The sequence below is a fragment of the Corynebacterium ulcerans genome (assembly GCF_000767685.1).
In the GTDB taxonomy this organism is placed as follows: Bacteria; Actinomycetota; Actinomycetes; order Mycobacteriales; family Mycobacteriaceae; genus Corynebacterium; species Corynebacterium ulcerans.
This window is the reverse complement of record NZ_CP009622.1, coordinates 1,725,660-1,744,403: the sequence shown is the minus strand read 5'-3', so window position 1 is coordinate 1,744,403 and position 18,744 is coordinate 1,725,660. Positions and strand designations below refer to the sequence as shown.

Below are 18,744 nucleotides of genomic sequence, written 5' to 3'. Positions count from 1 at the left end.
TAAAAGCGCTTCCCCATGTACAAAGCGTTATGGAAGAACGATGTTCTTTTCGACGACACCGGGGAGGCGCTTGCGCATGTACGCCACGATCGCGTGGTGCTTGCACATTCCCAGATTCAGGTGAGCATAGAGCGAAGATTCCCCACGGGGATAGTGGTACGCGGGGAGTCGTCGTCTGGCCAAAGATACATGCTTACAAACGCAGGACTGAGTGTGCACAGGCTGAAAGCACACTGCGGTGAAGCGTTATATCGTCTTGATCGGTCGTCAGCGCTAAGCACTCATCGGAAGATAATCCGTGCGGGTGAGACGATCGGGACACTCGCATTTTCGCGTACTGGTACCGGCCAGATTGCCGTAGAACAACGGCTTCCTACTGAATTCCTTGCCTTTTTAAGCTACGCGTGCAGGCTTATCGACGCCCCACGCGAGGTGCGAAGCTAGGGCCCACTCGTAATAAAAATCACGAGTGGGCCCTAGACGTAGCGTGCTTAGAAGGCGCCTCCACGGAAGCCTCCGCCGCCTCCGTCGGAGAAACCGCCACCCCCGCCACCAAAGCCTCCAAAACCGCCGCCAAAGCCGCCTCGGCGTCCATTGGAAAGAATCTCATTAAGCACCATTCCTGCGACGAGTGCGCCAGTGCCGCCAGAACTGTTGTTGTTGCGCTGCTGGTAGCGGTCTACATCGCGTTGAGCTCTTTCGAGAGCAGACCTCGCAGAGGCGCCAGCCTGTCGAGCATGGCTCGTGGCAGCGCGAAGATCCTGCCCCTGTGCTTGCTGCGCGAGCGCGATGAGCCGTTGGGCGTCGGCAAGCTTTGTGCGGGCTTCTGCGCCGATCACTCGGCCACGGGTGCTAATGAAGTCTTGCGCGGCCTGGACGCTTGCAGAAGCAGCACTGAATTGCTGGTTGAACAGCTGCAGCTGTCGTGCATGATCTGCCGTGGTCTTACGGACGATATCAAGCTGGTCATCAAGATGGGTGTCTGCATCGGTGAGCGTGGACCACGTGCCGAGGGGATCTGTGGCGCCTTGGGATTGCGCTTGACGCACTGCCTCACGCGCATGCGTCACGGCGTTGTCCAAAGAATCCCAGTCTACTTGGGTGCCCTGTTGCATGCCTTGTTCGCGCAGCTGAGTGGCCTCAGCAATCTCAGCGTCGATTTCTGCGATCAGTGCGGGGAGTCCGGTTTGGGCGGTCATGATGGTGGACTCTGCGCGTTCGATTGCGACAATCAGTTTCTCAGCATTAGCCAGAGCATTTTCGGCGCCCCGGATTGCATCCACCATGCCGCTTTGCTCGCCGGCGGGACGGTTTTGTATCTCACCTGCAGCATCGAGGCACCGTTCTGCCTCGGTGACACTGACCTTAGCCATCTCGGCGTTGTGCTCGATCGAAGCGATCATTGCAGGAGAATACTTCGCTTTTAGCTCGCTTAGTGTCTGCTCTGCGGCGGGGATGCGGGCACGTATATCAACGGTTGATTGCGTGAGTTTAAGGATCTGCTGGGGAGCATTGACCAAGAGGTTGCGCAGCTCTGCAAAATTAGCTGCTTCGGCATCGAGTGCAGCATCGGCGGTGCCACAGCTGGAAATGATCTCGATCAAAAGGGAGCGTCGCTCGAGTTCATCAATGGTGGATGCAGTGTCTAGTTGGTGTTTGAGCTGGAAAGCTCGTTGCAACGTGGTGGTGGACTCATTCATAGCGCGGTTAAAACTTCTGGTGCGCTCTGCGCCGAATTCAGCTACCGCGATGCTGAGTTCCTCTTTACCTCTTTGGATCGACTCATCGGTACTTACCAGTTCTTCGTGCGCGAGTGTCTCAAGAGCCGGCGTGGGAAGCTGGGACAGGCTAGAGGCATCCCCTGGTTCAATGGCGCGTCCTTGCTCGAGAACAGCTTGGTCGTCGGCCTTGCGCTTGCGCCGTGACCATACCCAGAGTCCGCCTCCTGCGCCGGCAAGACCTACGGCCCCGGCGCCGAGCCACGCTGCTGATTGTCCACTGGTGTTTGTGGAAACGCCACCGCTAGAACTAGCACCGGACGACGTATTGTTTGCATTGGCTATAAGCGCCAGTGCGGAACCCGCCCAATCTTGCTGCTGAAGCTTGTCGTAGGCAGCGTTATACATATTATCGAGTGGCTTCTTAGGCCACTGATCTCCAGCATTGACCCCAAACTCACGGCTGTCTAGAGCCACCGCATAGACAGCGACATTGCCTCCGCCGCTAGAATTCACTGTTTTTTTAGTCCATGCTTCAGGCGTTAAGCCATCAAAGGTATGAACAAAGACGACCCTAATCTGCCTGCGATGAGCTTTTTGAAAGTCAGAGATAGCAGCAGAGATTTCTTTCATCTGCGCCTTGGTAAGGGTTCCTGTGGTGTCTGTAACTGGCTGGGTATATTTTTGCGGCGCTTCAGCATGCACGTGAACGTGTTCCGCGGCTGCTAGTGGAGTCATCAACGCTAGCGAGCCTATCCCTAATAGTGGCGTTAAAAGTAGAGCGCTGCCGCAGGCGGCTGCAGCGGAGCGTCGGACTGATGGACCCCAAGTGGTTTTCACGCGCGTGTGCATGAGAGCCAGTTTAGTCGTCTTAGCTCACATTGTGCTCTGAACCGCGTGGCTTGCGAGCTAGAAAACCAAAGGGTGAGGGATGCGAAGAGAGATTATGGAAAGACCTCGTGCCAAGACCATATTTCTATTTTTGGCGTGGATCTGTTGGTCATCCCAAGCTTTTTGGCAGACTAGGTTCTATGAACACCAGACTTCCGGGAAAGCGCTTCCTGCGCCGCATTCATGGTGGCAGTAACGCAACACAGCATCCTCAGCGTCCTCATTCGCAGAAAAAGGCGTTGTGTTCGCTGGGGTGTCTTCTTGGTGTAGCGGCGTTGCCGTCGATTGCGATGGTGATCCGTGGCCGGATTCGTCCAAAAAATAAGCGGGGGCGCTTTGGATCAATCGTGGTTCTTGGGACAGCACAATACGATGGTGTGCCGTCACGGCAGTTTGCGGCTCGTTTACAGTGGGCCGCAGATCAATGGGCGACAGCGCGAGTACAAAAGGTGATTACGGTGGGTGGGAAGCTGCCCGGTGATCGTTTTACAGAAGCTCATGTTGGGCGTGAATATCTGTTAAAGGCGCACGTCGATTCGGATCTTTTGGTTGAAGTTCCCCACGGTAATGACACCTGGAGTTCCCTCAAAGCCGTTCAAAAGGTTGTCAAAGAACCCGTTCTCATCGTGACGGACCCCAACCATGCGCTGCGATCTGAGCTTATTGCGCGATTACAGGGGATGAAGGCAGTTGCATCGCCGACTCCGTACAGCCCTACCCGCTTTCCTTCTAAGCCGTGGTGGCTTACATTTCTTCATGAAAACGGAGGCTTGCTGGTGGTGACAGTATCTGCATTGTGCGGTCGTTCTGTGGCAGTTGAAGTAGAGACTAGGTTGCGAGACCTTCAAGCAAAAATGCGGCCGTCGAGACGCACCAGGATTCGATTTTTAAAAGAAGCGCGGAAGAAATAAAGATGTATGAGTATTCGCTGGAAGATGCCGCTCGTCGGTGCGTAGAGCCTGGCAAGAAAAGTCAGATGCTGCACCACAACGATGAGCGCGGGCCTTTTGCTCGAGATCGTGCGCGAGTGTTGCATTCGGCTGCGCTGCGCCGCCTGGCGGATAAAACTCAGGTGGTGGGACCGCGAGATGGGGATACTCCGCGTACTCGTCTGACTCACTCTTTGGAAGTCGCTCAGATTGCGCGGGGGATAGGGGCTGGTCTGGGGCTCAACCCCGATCTCTGTGAGATGGCGGGTCTTACCCATGACATCGGGCACCCGCCGTATGGACACAACGGGGAGACTGCGCTTAATGAGATAGCCACGGAGTGCGGTGGATTTGAGGGAAATGCTCAAACATTGAGAATTCTGACCAAGCTTGAGCCCAAAATCTTGTCTCCACAGGGAGAATCTTTTGGCTTAAACCTTACTCGTGCGTCATTAGATGCCGCTTGCAAATATCCACGTACAAAAACCAATCCTGACGGCAGCGTTAATCGGAAATACGGATGTTATGACGAAGACCGTGAGATCCTCGATTGGATTAGGCACGGACATAGCGACCAGACACCTCCAGTGGAAGCACAAGCCATGGATTTTTCTGATGACATCGCTTATTCGGTACATGACGTTGAGGATGGGATTGTCTCTGGTCGCGTCAACCTCAGCGTGCTATGGGATTTTGTAGAGCTTGCTGAGCTCGCGGAAAAAGGCGCGCGCGCATTTGGCGGTGACCCCGCCGCGCTTATCGACGCCGCCGACCGCCTACGCGATCTTCCTGTCGTCGCTGCCGCTGCGGATTTCGCTGGAACGCTCAAGGGCTTTACCACGCTTAAATCCATGACCTCCGAGCTGGTGGGGCGCTATATCGGAGCGGTCATTGAAGCATCCCGTAGCGGCAATACTGAGCAGCATCCTTTAGGGCGCAGCACTGGGAGAATCATTATCCCCGCCGACGTCATGGCGGAGGTGACTCTGCTTAAAACAATCGCTGTCCTCTATGTGATGGATGCTCCCGCTCACTTGAGTCGGCAAGACCGGCAACGCGAGCGTATCTATCGAGTGTTTGAGTATTTAACTGCCGGCGGATGCGGAGCTTTGGACCCTATGTTCCGGACCTGGTGGGAGGAGGCCAATACCCCAGCTAAACAGCAGCGCGTGATTATTGATCAGATTGCTTCGATGACCGAATCCAGGCTGGAACGGATGGCTAAACAATCCGCTGATCTTGCAGGCTTTTTTGGTTAAGCTCCCTGGGTGATGGCCAAGGTGATGCGCTCAGAAACCAAAGCTGCGAGGAGCGATGCCGCCTCATCTGTGGGCATGTGCCATCCGGCGCAATGGATTCGGGTGACGTGGAATTCGCGCAGCATATCCACAAAAGCGTCGATAGTGCGGGGCGGCTTACGATCAAGCGTGTACAGCTGAGACGCCACCTGCTCGTAGAGTGCCTTCCGGCAATGGACGTTATGAACACGAATGGTGTTGTGATTATTCGGCATCAGGGATCTCGCAGAAGCTTTCGTAGTGATCGTCGGTGTAGTACCACGTGTCTGGGTCGCGCGGGGAGCCACCGCCGGTGATAACGCGGCGTTCGCCACGGTGACGTAGACCAGGTGTGTCCACTGTGTATTCGCGGTAATAATTACGAGATTGGCGAGGGAGAAGACCTTCATAATTGCCAAATCTCACGCCGTCGTTATCTGGGTGTGGGAAAGGCCCACCCGAAAGAATTGTGGTGATGGTTTCTTCAGCTTCCTTGGGTAGCGAGTCCACGGTACAAGAGCTCAGACCGGAAGCAGGTACAGAAGTGTTTTTACTAGAGGGCTTTTTAGTCGGGGCAGCTGTGTGTTCTTGCGTCTGAGAAGCCGTCACGGCAGACGTGGACACTGGGGTGTGACTACTGTCGTTTTTCCCCACGGGGGAGTCGTGCGAGGACAGATTTAATCCCAGTGCTCCCGCAACAATCGCGATGAGCACCCCTGCGATCGCGGTGGGAAGAGCTTTTTTAGGGGACGGTGAAGAAGCGGGCATGGACTTATTCTGTCATGTTGCTGGAGCGGATTGCGGGAGGCGTCGGCAAGCTTTTACGCGCTTTTGCGTTATCAGCCGTAGAGAGCGGGGAAAAATTGTTGTGAACAGTGCAAACGTCGCTACCAGCGGCGATGCGGTAGCATGAGGCGCATGTGTGGAATCGTAGGATTTGTTGGCACTCCCAGTGCGTCTGGGCGTGAATATTATGCTCTTGAAGTGGTTCTTGAAGGGATGCGGCGGCTCGAATATCGTGGGTACGATTCTGCGGGAGTAGCGGTCCTTGCAAACGGGGAGATCAACTTCCGCAAGAAAGCGGGCAAGGTTTCTGCCCTAGAACAGGAACTGGAAAAGAGCCCAATGCCTGATTCCGTGCTCGGTATTGGACACACTCGTTGGGCGACCCACGGTGGCCCAACAGATGCGAACGCTCACCCGCACGTGGTGGACAACGGTCGATTGGCCGTAGTTCACAACGGAATCATTGAGAATTTCGCCGAGCTGAAAAGCGAGCTCGTAGCGCAAGGACACAACTTTGTTTCGGATACGGACACCGAAGTAGCAGCAGTGTTGTTGGGCAGTATCCTGGCGGGCGATGCACAGGGCGACCTAACCCGGGCGATGCAGCTGACGTGCACACGTCTGGAAGGCGCGTTCACGCTTTTGGCTATCCACGCTGATAGCCCTGATCGCATTGTGGCTGCGCGTCGTAACTCGCCGCTGGTCATCGGCCTGGGCGAAGGTGAGAACTTCTTGGGGTCGGATGTCTCCGGTTTCATCGACTACACCAAGAATGCCGTGGAGATGGACAACGATCAGATCGTAACCATCACGCCGAACTCCTACGCGATTACTGACTTCAACGGCACCCCAGCAGAGGGCAATCCATTTACCGTGGAGTGGGATGCGGCAGCAGCGGAAAAAGGCGGCTACCAGTTCTTCATGGAGAAGGAGATTCACGAGCAGCCGGCAGCTATCCGCGATACCCTCATGGGGCGTTTCGACGAAAACGGCAAGCTCACCCTCGATGAAGTGCGCATCGAGGAGTCGCTGTTGCGCAGTGTAGACAAGATTATCGTTATCGCCTGCGGCACCGCCGCATACGCGGGACACGTGGCACGCTACGCAATCGAGCATTGGTGCCGCATTCCGACCGAGGTGGAATTGGCCCATGAGTTCCGCTACCGGGATCCGATTGTTAACGAAAAGACACTGGTCGTGGCGCTATCTCAGTCTGGTGAGACAATGGATACGCTCATGGCCGTACGCCATGCTCGGGAACAAGGCGCCAAGGTCATCGCGATCTGTAACACCCACGGATCATCCATCCCCAGAGAATCGGACGCTTCGCTGTACACCCACGCGGGCCCCGAGATAGCAGTGGCTTCCACAAAGGCCTTCCTAGCGCAGATCACCGCTACCTACCTCCTAGGTCTGTACCTAGCGCAGCTGCGGGGCAATATGTTTGCGGATGAAGTCAACGCAGTGGTGGCTGAGCTGCGCGCAATCCCAGAGAAGGTCGAGGAGGTGCTGGGGAAGGAAGACGATGTGAAAGCCCTGGCACAAGACCTGAAAGACGTGAAGTCGGTGCTCTTCCTCGGGCGACATGTGGGCTTCCCCGTAGCTTTGGAAGGTGCACTCAAGCTGAAGGAACTCGCATACCTTCACGCAGAGGGATTCGCTGCCGGCGAGCTCAAGCACGGGCCTATCGCGCTTATCGAGGAAGGCCAGCCCGTTTTTGTAGTTGTTCCTTCCCCACGGGGACGCGACTCCCTGCATGCGAAGATCGTTTCCAATATCCAAGAGATTCGAGCACGTGGCGCAATCACAATTGTTATTGCAGAGGAAGGGGATACCGCCGTGGAGGCTTACGCCAACCACATCATCCGCATCCCTCAGTCACCGACCCTGATGCAGCCACTGCTAGCCACGGTGCCTCTGCAGATTTTTGCTTGCGCAGTTGCCGCGGCAAAGGGATTTGACGTAGATCAGCCGCGCAACCTGGCCAAGTCAGTGACCGTGGAATAAACCGGAGGGATAACCCACCGGAATGCTTCGGTTGGGATATTTCGGCTGCACGAGGTCTGTGCTCCGTCGGTCTTATGGCACCTGTGCCTAGCTCTGCCAGTCTCTGCCCAGCTACGAAATTCTTTTCGAGCTGGGCATTGTACTGCACAGATGGTTTCGTATTTGGATAGACCGCTAATGTAGTGGCTATGGCAAAGGGACGGATACCGGACAGTGATATTCAGGCGATCAGGGAGCGCACGCCCATCGAAGAGATCGTGGGGGAGTATGTGCAGCTCAAGCCAGCCGGAGCGGATTCTTTGAAAGGTCTGTCCCCCTTTAAAGAGGAAAAAACTCCGTCCTTCCACGTCCGTCCCAACCACGGGTACTTCCACTGCTTTTCCACAGGCAAGGGAGGCGATGTGTTTAGCTTCCTCATGGAGATGGAACACCTCACCTTCCCCGAGGCCGTAGAAGCCTGCGCAGAGAAGATCCATTATCAGATCAATTACCAGGGCGGTACTACCGGGGCGCGCCGGGAAGAGCCAGGAACACGCCGTCGTCTCATCGAGGCTAATAAGGCGGCTCATGCCTTTTATCGGGAGCAATTAGAGACTCCTGAGGCTGCCACTGCGCGTCAGTTCCTGCTGGATCGAGGATTTTCTCAGCAGCATATTTATGCGTTTGAATGCGGCTACGCGCCCGATGGCTGGGACATTCTTACAAAACATTTGCTGCGCAAAGGCTTTGATTTTAAAGAGCTTGAGGCTGCAGGGTTGTCCACAATGGGTCGACGTGGGCCAATCGACAGGTTTCACCGTCGTTTGTTGTGGCCGATCAAGAGCGTTTCTGGCGACGTCATTGGGTTCGGTGCGCGCAAGCTTTTCGACGACGACAAGCTGGGCAAATACATGAACACCCCCGAAACCTTGCTGTATAAAAAATCCAAGGTTCTTTTCGGCTTGGATAACGCTAAGAAAGACATCGCGCAGAATCATCAAGCAGTGGTAGTGGAAGGCTATACCGATGTGATGGCCATGCACGCGGCTGGCATCACTACGGCTGTTGCCGCATGTGGTACGGCCTTTGGCGAGGAACACCTCCAAATTTTGCGGCGCTATATGCTCGATGACTCCTACTTTGCTGGCTCCCTCATCTACACCTTTGACGGCGATGAAGCCGGGCAGAAGGCCGCCATGAGGGCGTTTGAGGGCGATCAGAAGTTCACAGGTCAGTCCTATGTGGCGGTGGCCCCCGATGGCATGGACCCGTGCGATCTGCGCCTGCGCAAAGGGGATGCTGCAGTGCGCGACCTGGTTGCCCAGCGGGTCCCCATGTTCGAGTTCATCATTCGGACGCTTATAGCCGGATACTCCCTCGACTCCGTTGAAGGGCGACTGCAAGCCCTAAGGCGTGCAGTGCCCATCGTTGCGGATATCAAAGATCAAGCGCTCAAAACCGAATATGCGCGCTTGCTCTCCGGCTGGGTAGGCTGGCCCGACCCTAACGAGGTTCTCCAGCAAGTACGCGTTGCAGAGCGCCGCCCAAGGAATGCCCCGAAACCAAAGCGAGCCACCCGATTTGATGCGAACAACGACCCGGCTGCGGGGGTAGCCACCACACTTATGGTGCTGCCAGACCGTAAAGACCCGCGGCTATGGCCGCAGCGAGAAGCCTTGAAACTCGCACTTCAGTATCCACAGGTAGCCGGTCAACACTTTGACGACCTCCCAGATGACGCGTTTAGCAATGAAGCGTATGCGGCGCTCAATTCCGCTATTGCTCAAGCGGGTGGGTGTGCGCACACAGGTGAGGGGCCGGCGTGGCTTGCTGCGGTATCCGATCACGTTCATGACCTCGTGGGGAAATCGCTAGTGTCGGAGCTGGCCGTGGAACCGGTTCACATAGAAACCGAAGAAGAAGTGGAAAACGGTTTACTCAAGCACATAGACAAGACTCTGTCCAGGTTGCAAGAGCAACGCGTAGGAAACCAGATTGCCCTACTGAAAGGGAAGCTCCAGCGGATGCGTCCCAGTGACGACGAAGTGACGTATAACTCGATGTTTGCTGAGCTGGTGGCTTTAGAGCAGTCGCGTCGCGAGTTGCTCAGAAGAGTCTTCCAATAAAAGAAAAACCACGACGTAAGCGCTTAACGACGCTTATGTCGTGGTTTTACTAGGAAGGGGATTTAGGAAGCGAACGTGACGGGAACCTCGGCTACGTCGCGGAATCCCTCAGTGTGGTCGCCAAAGACCTTCAACACACATTTATCTGTCTTGCAATCTACGCCTTGGCCGGTAGACGCTGCGTGGAGAGTGGCGGTGGCTGTTCCGTCTGCATTGAGAGGGGTAGTGCCCATCCCGCCGGATTTAATCCATGCCTGTGCGGTTGTGTCGGAGTGCTGTCCAGTGCACAGTGGGGCAGGGGAGCCGTGAGGGGTGGCTGTGCTGCAGATGGCAGCATAGTAGCCAGCTTGCGGGTTAAGTCCACTGATATTGAGGGTAATTTCTTGTCCCTCAACAAGGTTCTGAGTGGCGGAAGCCACGATGGCGGCTTCCTGATCAGAGCCAGGAGCTTGCACAGAAGTAGATGCTGCAGCGCTTTCCGTCGAATGATCGTGAGCTTGCGACTTCGGGGCAGCTGCTGACGTTGCCGTGTCGACTTTCTTCTGCGAATCGTTCTCGTTCGGTGGTGAACAGGCAGCAAGAGCAGTGCCAAGCAGCAAGACACTTGCTGCTGCGGTGAGGGAACGTTTGAAGTTGCGAGTCATAGGGCTTTTAACCTTTCGGTTTCGATTATGAGCGGGCTTCAAGTACCGCAGTCTATATCAAGGATAGGCTAAACTTCTATGAGTGGGGTGAGCTAGTCGCGATCTGGTTCCAGGACGGTTGATCCATCTGCTTGCTTTAAATTCTTTACTTCTTTCATCCGTGGTTGCGGATCTAGTTTATTAGCGATGGCTTTACGGGTTACCTGCACGGCTTTTTGGGTCACGGGCGAGGAAACTGCAGCTTGATAGCCCTTTTTGATTTGCTCATAACGCCTACGGCCGGCTTTTGTTCCAAAGACATATCCGGCAGCTGCGCCAACCACAAATTGGATCATTGATTTTCTTCCTACTCACTTCGTCTTAGCGTGAACACTGATCGCATGTAGTGCTTGGTGTCCACCCTACCTAAGAACTCTGAGGGTAAACGTTGATTGCCATGGCGGAGAGCGTGGGGGATGGGAAGATGTCTTTGAGAACGCTAGAAATGGTGACCTGGAGTTTTGCTGGGCATGGCAGGCCTAGCGTTCTCAAAAACGACAATAAGGTGAGGTTGGCGATCTTAAATATGACAAAAGCCGGATGGCGCAGCTTCTCAGCTGCGCCATCCGGCTTATCTTGCTCCTCCAACTGGACTCGAACCAGTAACCCTTCGATTAACAGTCGAATGCTCTGCCAATTGAGCTATGGAGGATTATCTGTCTTCAAGGTCTCCCTTGCGACATGAAAAGACTATATAGGGGTTTGCAGATTGGTACAAATCGCCAGGTAGATGCCAGTTTGAGAGTGCTGTGGAAGTTCTAATAAGTAGTCGGGATGATGTCGGAGATTGATGGGAGTTGATTGGGGTAATGCTCGATTCGACTTTTCTATACTTCATCCGCTTATAATGGTCGCGACCAAAGGGTAGTAGGTCGGTTGGGGCTATAGCTCAGTCGGTTAGAGCTACGGACTCATAATCCGTTGGTCCGGGGTTCGAGCCCCCGTGGCCCCACAAAGTTGCAGGTCAGGTGCGATTTATTTAGCACCTGACCTGCTTTTGTTCTATCTATGTTGAATGTGAAGAGGTATGTGGGGAAGGCGCTTCGCTTTTCCTCGCGGATACCTGCGCTCGTTATGATGTCTAAGTGAATACGGTTGACCCCCACATCTTGACGATGTACGCCACGTTTGACCTGATTGGTGTCGTGCTCAACGGGATTATTGGCGGCACGATTGCTCGTCAACGTGACTATGATGCTGTTGGCTTTGTCTTTCTAGCGTTATTTTCTGCCCTTGGTGGCGGTATGCTTCGCGACGTCCTCATGCAGCGAGGAACAGCCGCGGCCATCGCGGACTCTCGTTATCTCTTGTTGGCCATCGCGGGTGCGCTGCTGGCCTTGGTTATCAATTTCAAGGGACGGGCTTGGGAAATTTTCAAGGTCAACGGCGATGCAATCGTCCTGGGGGTGTGGTCGGTTACTGGCGCGGTCAAGGCTCTTAATTTTGATATGCCGCTTACCAGCGCGGTTTTTATGGGAGTCTTGACGGCCGTGGGCGGAGGCATGATCAGGGATATTTGTACGGGGCAGGTCCCGGGTATTTTTGGCGGCGGCCCGCTGTATGCAGTGCCGGCTTTGGTGGCGTCGATAAGCATGGTGACCTTTAGCAACTGTGGTTTTTATGCATTGGGGATGGTGGTTTCTCCGATCTTGGGCGCTGGTCTGGCAATCGTGGCGTATTGGCGCGGATGGGTTTTGTTTCGAAATTCTGAGTGGGCACCGGTTAATATGACTGCTGCCCAGGTGGCTGCGCTGGTGCGGCGCAGTGAGCGTCGTGGGTTTATTCGCGGCCGGCGCTCAAAGCGAAAAATCGAGGGCGACTTCGACTTAGGATAGGACGTATGGAACTAGAACAGCTGGTAGACACGTGGCCGGTGGATAACGTTGCGAGTGCAGTGATTTCGGGGGATCGCCTGGTTACGGCAGGGGACTGTACTCGGGTGTTTGAGCTGGCAAGTGTGACAAAACTGCTGTCTGCCTATGGTTTCCTTATTGCCATGGAAGAAGGGGTCTTTGAGCTGGATCAAGAGCTGGGACCCGAGGGAGCGACGGTGCGCCATATGCTGGCACATGCGTCTGGTGTGGGTTTTAAGTCCGGCGATCCGGTGAAGCCGGTGGGAATCCGCCGTATCTATTCGTCTTATGGATTTGAGCTCTTGGCTCAGGCGGTGGAAGCGGAATCCGGAATGTCGTTCGCGGATTACCTCGACGAAGCCGTTTTTCAGCCCCTAGGGATGCGCTCAACGCAGCTGTGGGGGTCTGCCGGACACGAGGGGAGGTCGTCGGTATCCGACCTCGTCTCTTTTGCTCGCGAGCTTCTTAACCCCCGATTGCTGGCCCCTGAGACCCTTTCCGAGGCCTTTAGTGTTCAATTCCCGGACCTCAACGGCATCGTTCCAGGGTATGGCATGTATAAACCGTGTCCGTGGGGGCTGGGGTTTGAGATTAAGGGCAAGAAAGATCCGCATTGGACGGGAGCTCAGATGCCGGCGACTACGGTAGGACACTTTGGTCAGTCGGGGACATACCTGTGGCTGGTCCCCGGATCTGGTGTGGCGATGATCGCATTAACGGATCGTCCCTTTGGTCCGTGGGCTAAAGAGCCCTGGGCACAGGCTAACGATGCGGTGTGGCGCATGGTTCAACCTTAACTTTATGTTGAATAAATGGGGCTGTGTGTCGGGGGATAAACCAGTTATTGAGAGTTGAGCATGGGGCGTGTGATGCGTGAAAATCGCCGTATTGAGCAGCATCACGCGGGGTCGTTGGGGAAGACGAAACCCGTCTTACGTTGATACGTATCGACGTTGAGTTGTGAAACGGTGCTCATGCAAGAACAGGTTTTTGCGGTTCTCCGCGTGGAAGGAATGCCAAAAAAATGGCGGCTGACCGTGGAATCTGCGATGGTAGAAAATATTGCGACGGAACCGATTGATGCGTTACCCGGCGTGGACGAGCTCAACGCAGCTTGGTGCACGACCTGGCGGCGCAATGCGTTGTATCCGCGTGCAGTCGACTGCAGGGAGGTGCTCAACGGCACGGCTGAAGAATTTGAGAAACTTCGGGATGCCCTTGTGCAGCTATCCACGGATGAGGGCTTCTATGCCGATGTCGAGATTTTTTACGCCAACGGGGCAAAAAGCTTTGCGACGCACCCCCGAACGTCCGTGCGCGCCGGGGAATACGTTTAAATCAGTCCTCTGCGCTAGAGACGTAATATCCGTCGCCGAAGGGGTCAAGGAACGACTCGGTTAGGTCTGCAATCGAGTCTATGACCTTAGTGGGGCGGAACGGATACTTAGAGATCTCTGCATCGTCAGAGATACCTGTGCGGACGAGGACTGTGCGCATGCCCGCCTCAAGTCCACAGCGCACGTCTGTGTCCATCCTGTCGCCGATCATCACTGTGTTCTCGGAATGAGCACCGATGTTATTCAACGCAGAACGCATCATGACGGGATTCGGTTTCCCCACGAAGTAAGGCTCCTTGCCTGTCGCAGCTGTGATCAGCTGCGCTACCGCTCCGGTAGCCGGCAAAATTCCTTGAGGTGCGGGGCCTGTGACATCTGGATTAGTGCAGATAAACCGTGCACCCTCCAAAATCAGATTGATTGCGGTGGTAATAGCCTCAAAGGAATAGGTTCGGGTTTCTCCCAAAACAACAAAATCTGGGTGCGAAGTGGTAAGTATCCAGCCATTATCGTGCAACTCAGTAGTTAAACCAGATTCGCCCACAACATAGGCAGTTCTTTCCTTGTCGTGCCCGCCAGCCTGGCTGCTCAGAAACGTGGCAGTTGCCTTAGCAGAAGTCCAGATGCGCTCGGGCGGGATGCTCAGACCAATGTGACGCAGCCGTGCGGAAAGATCACGGGGCGTGTGTATCGAGTTATTGGTGAGGACCATGAAGTTAATATCATTGTCCATGAGGCTGTTGAGGAAACGATCTGCCCCAGGGATGATCTCACCTTCCCTGATAAGGACTCCGTCCATGTCTGTGAGATAGGAAATGGTCATTTCTGTTGCTCTCCTTTGCGTTCCGCATAATCGATGAGATCCTGTACCGTTTCAAGCGCAAAAATCGCAGTATCCGTCGTGCGGAACCCACAGTGTTCCTCTACCCGAATAGTAAGTTCGATGCGGTCGAGAGAGGTTATTCCGAGGGAATCGAGGCGAGAAGACGGATCTGCGTTTTCTTTTTCTACCCCTAAGAGCGCGAGTACCGCGATGACTTTTTCCCTGGTTGAAGCATTTGCACCCGGTTGAGAAGAATCGGAAGTGCTGTCTTGCAGCTTGAGAAGCTGGTCTTGAAGCGAGGACACCGGTAGAGCTCCTTGAGATGAGGGAGGGGCTAAGAACAATTCCGACTTTACGCAGGCGTAGGCTCAAACGCATGCGACTGCCTCGATTGACGCGCAAGGGCCGGCGTCGACAAGCTCTTGCCCACGCAAAGAAACACAGCACAGCACATGAAAGGTTTTATAGCGAGTCCCGCAAAACCGGCAGAATCCGTTATTACCTAGACGGGCCTGAGGATGCTGACGTCACCGTCATCTTTATCCACGGCTTTACATTGGCGGCCTCAGCGTGGCACCTGCAGGTAGCCCACGTTGCACATGAAGCCCGCTGCGTTCTCATGGATTTACGCGGACACGGGAGCACGGGGGAATACTCCGTAGAAGATTGCACTCTCGACGGCGCTGCCGATGACGTAGCGCGCGTTTTAGAAGCAGTGAAGCCCAATGGGCCCCTTGTGATAGTGGGGCACTCACTCGGCGGAATGGTGGCGATCAATTTCTTGCGTCGCTATCCCGAATTTCGGACGCATACTGCAGGGTTAGTTTTGGTAGCCACAGCCGTAGACTCCTTTGCCAGCCAAGGGGTGCCTCAGGTCTTAGCGCTACCCGTGGCAGAGAAAATCCGTAACGCAGTGGAGGCATCTCCGGCAGAAACCGCCACACTCAGAGAATCTATAGCCGCTTTGGTGGCTCCTACGCTGGCAGTAACAGTATTCCAAACTCCTATGCCTCCTAGCGTCATTGATTTTCACGCTCAGCTGATTAACGAGACCCCTCTTTCCACATTCGTGGGGTTCCTCGATGATCTGCAAGAGCATGAAGAAGTGGAAGGTGCGAGACTCCTTAGCGGGATAGAAGGCGTAGTTATCGTGGGAGAAAAAGATTCGGTCACCCCGCTCAGCCAGGCGCAAAGGATTGTCAGTCTGTGGCCAGATGCTGGCCTGCAAGTCGCGCCTGATACCGGGCACATGATCATTTTGGAGCAGCCTGCGATAGTGAATAAGGCGATTGATCAGATGATCGAGCACGCTCACTCCGTGGGGAAACTGCCCACAGCTTGACCCCAACGCCTCTAGTCTTAGAAAACACCGAAGGCCGGTGCCATGCACATACTGTGCGGGCACCGGCCTAACGCGATAAGGACGTGTGATTATGCCTTAGTCGGGTCAGTGAGATGGAAGCGCTGCGCAGCCTCGGCTGCAACAGAACGATCAATCTTGCCCTCATGTGCAAGTGCGTTGAGGGTAGCCACAACAACAGACTCTGCGTCGATGTTGAAGAAACGACGGGCAGCCGGACGGGTATCAGAGAAGCCGAAACCGTCTGCACCCAATGTGGTGTAGTGGCCTGGGACAAAGCGGCGGATTTGCTCCTGGAGATCCGTAGCAAAGTCGGAGACTGCTATGTAAGGGCCGTTGCCCTTCTTCAGCTGGGTTGTAGCGAAGGCCTCGCCTGGATCAGTTTCCGGGTGGCGCAGCGCTTGACGGTTCTTTTCCTGGCCTTCTCGTGCCAGCTCAACCCAGGAAGTGACGGAGAAGATATTCGCACCAATGTTGAACTCATCGCGCAGAATATCCCGAGCACGGAGCGCCTGCTGCATTCCGATACCGGAAGCGAGCAAGGAAACCTCATGCTCGCCACCCTGAGCCTTCTCATATAGGTAAATACCCTTGTGGAGGCCCTCTACATCGAGATCCTCAGGCTCTGCAGGCTGAGAGATAGGCTCGTTGTAGATGGTCAGGTAGTACATGACGTTTTCGCCACGGCCTGGGCCGTACATGCGGTCGATGCCCTCACGCAGCAGGTGCGCGATCTCATAGGAGAATGCGGGATCATAGGAAACCACGCTGGGGTTGGTCGACGCGATGATCTGGGAATGTCCATCCATGTGCTGGAGACCTTCACCGGTGAGCGTGGTGCGGCCAGCAGTAGCACCGAGGATAAATCCACGGGCCATCTGGTCGCCTGCAGCCCAGAAGGAGTCGCCAGTGCGCTGGAAGCCGAACATCGAGTAGAAGATGTACAGCGGGATCATGACCTGGCCATGGGTGGCGTAAGAGGTCGCCGTTGCGATAAACGCTGCGGTGGAACCGGCCTCGTTGATGCCCTCGTGCAGGATCTGTCCGTCTGCTGCCTCGCGGTAGGAGAGCATCAGATCGTGATCAACCGGCACGTAGTTCTGACCATGAGGGTTGTAGATCTTCATGGTGGGGAACCAGGAGTCCATACCAAAGGTGCGGGCCTCATCAGGGATGATCGGGACGATGCGCTTTCCTAGCTCAGGATCGCGCATGAGCTCCTTGAACGCACGAACAACAGCCATGGTGGTGGCCACCTGCTGTTTACCGGAGCCCTTACGCAGGCTGCGAAGCTTGTCTAGCGGTGGGACCTCCACAGGGGTGTAGGACTCACGACGCTCAGGGACAAAGCCTCCAAGCCGCTTACGCTGCTCAAGCATGTACTTGATCTCCGGAGCATCCTCACCTGGGTGGTAGTACGGCGGGAGGTACGGATCCTTTTCCAACTGCTCGTCGGTGATCGGAACGCCCTGCTTATCGCGGAACTTCTTCAGATCGTCGAGGGTGAGCTTCTTCATCTGGTGGGTCGCGTTGCGGCCCTCGAAGTTGTGTCCAAGACCGTAGCCCTTAATCGTGTGGGCCAGAATGACCGTTGGGCGATCCTTGGTCTCCAACGCACGCTTATAAGCAGCGTAAATCTTGCGGTAATCGTGGCCGCCGCGGCGGAGGTTCCAGATTTCCTCGTCTGTCCAGTCTTCGACGAGCTTGGCAGTGCGAGGATCGCGGTTGAAGAAGTGCTCGCGGACGTATGCGCCGTCGTTAGCCTTGAAGGTCTGGAAATCACCGTCGGAGGTGGTGTTCATCAGATCAACGAGAGCACCTTCTTTGTCGGCCTCGAAGAGCTGATCCCACTCGCGGCCCCACACAACCTTGATCACTGACCAACCAGCGCCGCGGAAGAAGGACTCGAGCTCCTGGATGATCTTGGTGTTGCCGCGGACAGGGCCGTCGAGACGCTGCAGGTTGCAGTTGATAACAAACGTGAGGTTATCCAGGTTATTCAGCGCGGCCATTTGGATGAGGCCACGAGACTCTGGCTCGTCCATCTCGCCGTCGCCGAGGAAGGCCCAGACGTGTTGCTCAGACGTGTCTTTGATGCCGCGGTTATGCAAGTAGCGGTTGAAGCGCGCTTGGTAAATAGCATCCATGGGGCCGAGGCCCATCGACACGGTGGGGAACTCCCAGAAATCTTCCATCCCGTGCGGGTGGGGGTAGGAAGGTAGTCCCCCCTGTGGGCGGGAAACTTCTTGGCGGAAGCCATCAAGGTCGTCTTCGGTGAGGCGACCTTCCATGAATGCGCGGGCGTAGACGCCCGGTGAAGCATGTCCCTGGAAGAAGATGTGGTCGCCTCCGCCGGGGTGATCTTTACCACGGAAGAAGTGGTTCATACCCACTTCGTAGAGTGGTGCAGCGCCAGCGTAGGTGGAGATATGTCCGCCTACTCCGATCCCTGGGCGCTGTGCGCGGTGCACCATGATCGCAGCGTTCCACCGAATCCAACGACGATAGCGCTTCTCGATTTCCTCATCACCCGGGAACTCTGGCTCCATAGTGGTAGGAATCGTGTTGACGTAATCCGTCGAGGTCATTGGGGGTAACGGCACGCGACGAGCAGATGCTCGCTCAAGTAAACGGAGCATCAGGAAGCGGGCTCGCTCGAGACTGGATCCTTCCAGCATCCCGTCGAGGGATTCGAGCCACTCGCGGGTTTCCTCGGGATCCGAGTCGTTCAGATAAGAAGCCACACCATCGCGAATCAACGCGAAGTTAGTGTCCTCAGGACGCTTCCCAATGGTTGGGTCAGGCATTCGCCACCTCCAAGTAGAGAGAAATCCGCCGATGCGCGGGTCATGCATCGACACACGGTTTGATCTACAGGATACGTGTTAGGGGGGAATTACTCCTTACCGATCAGGTTTTTCCTGAAAAACCAGCATGAAAAGAAGAGAAAACGAGCATATGGTTGTAGAGTTTAT

General features: G+C 55.3%; 17 protein-coding genes and 2 tRNA genes. 10 read left to right on the top strand and 9 right to left on the bottom strand.

Annotation, left to right across the window (positions count from 1 at the left end):
- Positions 1 to 15: 15 nt before the first annotated feature.
- Positions 16 to 444, top strand: a complete 429-nt coding sequence (locus tag CULFRC11_RS07890) for a hypothetical protein (RefSeq protein ID WP_023636062.1) — start codon at positions 16 to 18, stop codon at positions 442 to 444.
- Between the two features lie 47 nt (positions 445 to 491).
- On the opposite strand, the gene CULFRC11_RS07885 is transcribed toward CULFRC11_RS07890, so the two are convergent.
- Positions 492 to 2,570 carry a TPM domain-containing protein gene (locus CULFRC11_RS07885; RefSeq protein ID WP_038620702.1) on the bottom strand — a complete coding sequence of 693 codons (2,079 nt, stop codon included), beginning with the start codon at positions 2,568 to 2,570 and terminating at the stop codon, positions 492 to 494.
- Between the two features lie 179 nt (positions 2,571 to 2,749).
- Here CULFRC11_RS07885 and CULFRC11_RS07880 point away from each other — a divergent pair, with 179 nt between their 5' ends.
- Together CULFRC11_RS07880 and CULFRC11_RS07875 are read left to right on the top strand one after the other, a co-directional pair.
- Positions 2,750 to 3,520 (top strand): YdcF family protein, encoded by a 771-nt coding sequence (locus tag CULFRC11_RS07880; protein ID WP_031270467.1) that lies wholly within the window; start codon positions 2,750 to 2,752, stop codon positions 3,518 to 3,520.
- Positions 3,521 to 3,522: 2 nt separating this feature from the next.
- Positions 3,523 to 4,797 (top strand): deoxyguanosinetriphosphate triphosphohydrolase, encoded by a 1,275-nt coding sequence (locus tag CULFRC11_RS07875; RefSeq protein ID WP_038620700.1) that lies wholly within the window; start codon positions 3,523 to 3,525, stop codon positions 4,795 to 4,797.
- Here the strand turns inward: CULFRC11_RS07875 and CULFRC11_RS07870 are convergent.
- Positions 4,794 to 5,051: a hypothetical protein gene (locus CULFRC11_RS07870; RefSeq protein WP_031270465.1), complete on the bottom strand. Its 258-nt coding sequence runs from the start codon at positions 5,049 to 5,051 to the stop codon at positions 4,794 to 4,796. The genes CULFRC11_RS07875 and CULFRC11_RS07870 overlap by 4 nt on opposite strands.
- Complete coding sequence (locus tag CULFRC11_RS07865; protein ID WP_023636057.1) at positions 5,041 to 5,583, bottom strand: guanyl-specific ribonuclease; 543 nt, start codon at positions 5,581 to 5,583, stop codon at positions 5,041 to 5,043. Before CULFRC11_RS07865 ends, CULFRC11_RS07870 begins: the two co-directional genes overlap by 11 nt.
- 150 nt (positions 5,584 to 5,733) lie before the next feature.
- On the opposite strand from CULFRC11_RS07865, the gene glmS reads away from it, so the two are divergent.
- Both glmS and dnaG read left to right on the top strand, forming a co-directional pair.
- Positions 5,734 to 7,608: a glutamine--fructose-6-phosphate transaminase (isomerizing) gene (gene glmS / locus CULFRC11_RS07860; protein ID WP_031270464.1), complete on the top strand. Its 1,875-nt coding sequence runs from the start codon at positions 5,734 to 5,736 to the stop codon at positions 7,606 to 7,608.
- 188 nt (positions 7,609 to 7,796) lie between these two features.
- Positions 7,797 to 9,713, top strand: a complete 1,917-nt coding sequence (gene dnaG / locus CULFRC11_RS07855) for a DNA primase (protein ID WP_031270463.1) — start codon at positions 7,797 to 7,799, stop codon at positions 9,711 to 9,713.
- Positions 9,714 to 9,775: 62 nt separating this feature from the next.
- Here the strand turns inward: dnaG and CULFRC11_RS07850 are convergent, their stop codons facing one another.
- The 3 genes from CULFRC11_RS07850 to CULFRC11_RS07835 form a co-directional block, all read right to left on the bottom strand.
- Positions 9,776 to 10,357 carry a neocarzinostatin apoprotein domain-containing protein gene (locus CULFRC11_RS07850; RefSeq protein WP_023636054.1) on the bottom strand — a complete coding sequence of 194 codons (582 nt, stop codon included), beginning with the start codon at positions 10,355 to 10,357 and terminating at the stop codon, positions 9,776 to 9,778.
- A gap of 92 nt (positions 10,358 to 10,449) precedes the next feature.
- Positions 10,450 to 10,692, bottom strand: a complete 243-nt coding sequence (locus tag CULFRC11_RS07845; RefSeq protein WP_023636053.1) for a hypothetical protein — start codon at positions 10,690 to 10,692, stop codon at positions 10,450 to 10,452.
- A 283-nt stretch (positions 10,693 to 10,975) separates the two neighbouring features.
- Positions 10,976 to 11,048, bottom strand: a tRNA-Asn gene (locus tag CULFRC11_RS07835).
- A gap of 226 nt (positions 11,049 to 11,274) precedes the next feature.
- Here CULFRC11_RS07835 and CULFRC11_RS07830 point away from each other — a divergent pair.
- From CULFRC11_RS07830 to CULFRC11_RS07815, 4 genes are all read left to right on the top strand, one after another.
- Positions 11,275 to 11,348 (top strand) — tRNA-Ile (locus tag CULFRC11_RS07830).
- Positions 11,349 to 11,511: 163 nt separating this feature from the next.
- The gene (locus tag CULFRC11_RS07825) at positions 11,512 to 12,231 is read left to right on the top strand and encodes a trimeric intracellular cation channel family protein (RefSeq protein WP_046096151.1); all 720 of its coding nucleotides are present in this window, start codon (positions 11,512 to 11,514) and stop codon (positions 12,229 to 12,231) included.
- 5 nt (positions 12,232 to 12,236) lie between these two features.
- Positions 12,237 to 13,046, top strand: a complete 810-nt coding sequence (locus CULFRC11_RS07820; RefSeq protein ID WP_023636051.1) for a serine hydrolase domain-containing protein — start codon at positions 12,237 to 12,239, stop codon at positions 13,044 to 13,046.
- 177 nt (positions 13,047 to 13,223) lie between these two features.
- Positions 13,224 to 13,586, top strand: coding sequence for a hypothetical protein (locus tag CULFRC11_RS07815; protein WP_014526065.1), 363 nt, complete (start codon positions 13,224 to 13,226; stop codon positions 13,584 to 13,586).
- 1 nt (position 13,587) lies between these two features.
- Here CULFRC11_RS07815 and CULFRC11_RS07810 read toward each other — a convergent pair whose 3' ends face one another.
- Both CULFRC11_RS07810 and CULFRC11_RS07805 read right to left on the bottom strand, forming a co-directional pair.
- On the bottom strand, positions 13,588 to 14,409 hold the full coding sequence (locus CULFRC11_RS07810; protein WP_023636050.1) for an HAD-IIA family hydrolase: 822 nt from the start codon (positions 14,407 to 14,409) through the stop codon (positions 13,588 to 13,590).
- Positions 14,406 to 14,714: an acyl carrier protein gene (locus CULFRC11_RS07805; RefSeq protein WP_023636049.1), complete on the bottom strand. Its 309-nt coding sequence runs from the start codon at positions 14,712 to 14,714 to the stop codon at positions 14,406 to 14,408. Before CULFRC11_RS07805 ends, CULFRC11_RS07810 begins: the two co-directional genes overlap by 4 nt.
- Before the next feature lie 71 nt (positions 14,715 to 14,785).
- Here CULFRC11_RS07805 and CULFRC11_RS07800 point away from each other — a divergent pair, with 71 nt between their 5' ends.
- A complete protein-coding gene (locus CULFRC11_RS07800; RefSeq protein ID WP_031270461.1) occupies positions 14,786 to 15,751 on the top strand; it encodes an alpha/beta fold hydrolase in 966 nt (321 codons plus the stop codon).
- A gap of 89 nt (positions 15,752 to 15,840) precedes the next feature.
- Here CULFRC11_RS07800 and aceE read toward each other — a convergent pair whose 3' ends face one another.
- Complete coding sequence (aceE, locus tag CULFRC11_RS07795; RefSeq protein ID WP_013911953.1) at positions 15,841 to 18,576, bottom strand: pyruvate dehydrogenase (acetyl-transferring), homodimeric type; 2,736 nt, start codon at positions 18,574 to 18,576, stop codon at positions 15,841 to 15,843.
- Between the last annotated feature and the right edge of the window lie 168 nt (positions 18,577 to 18,744).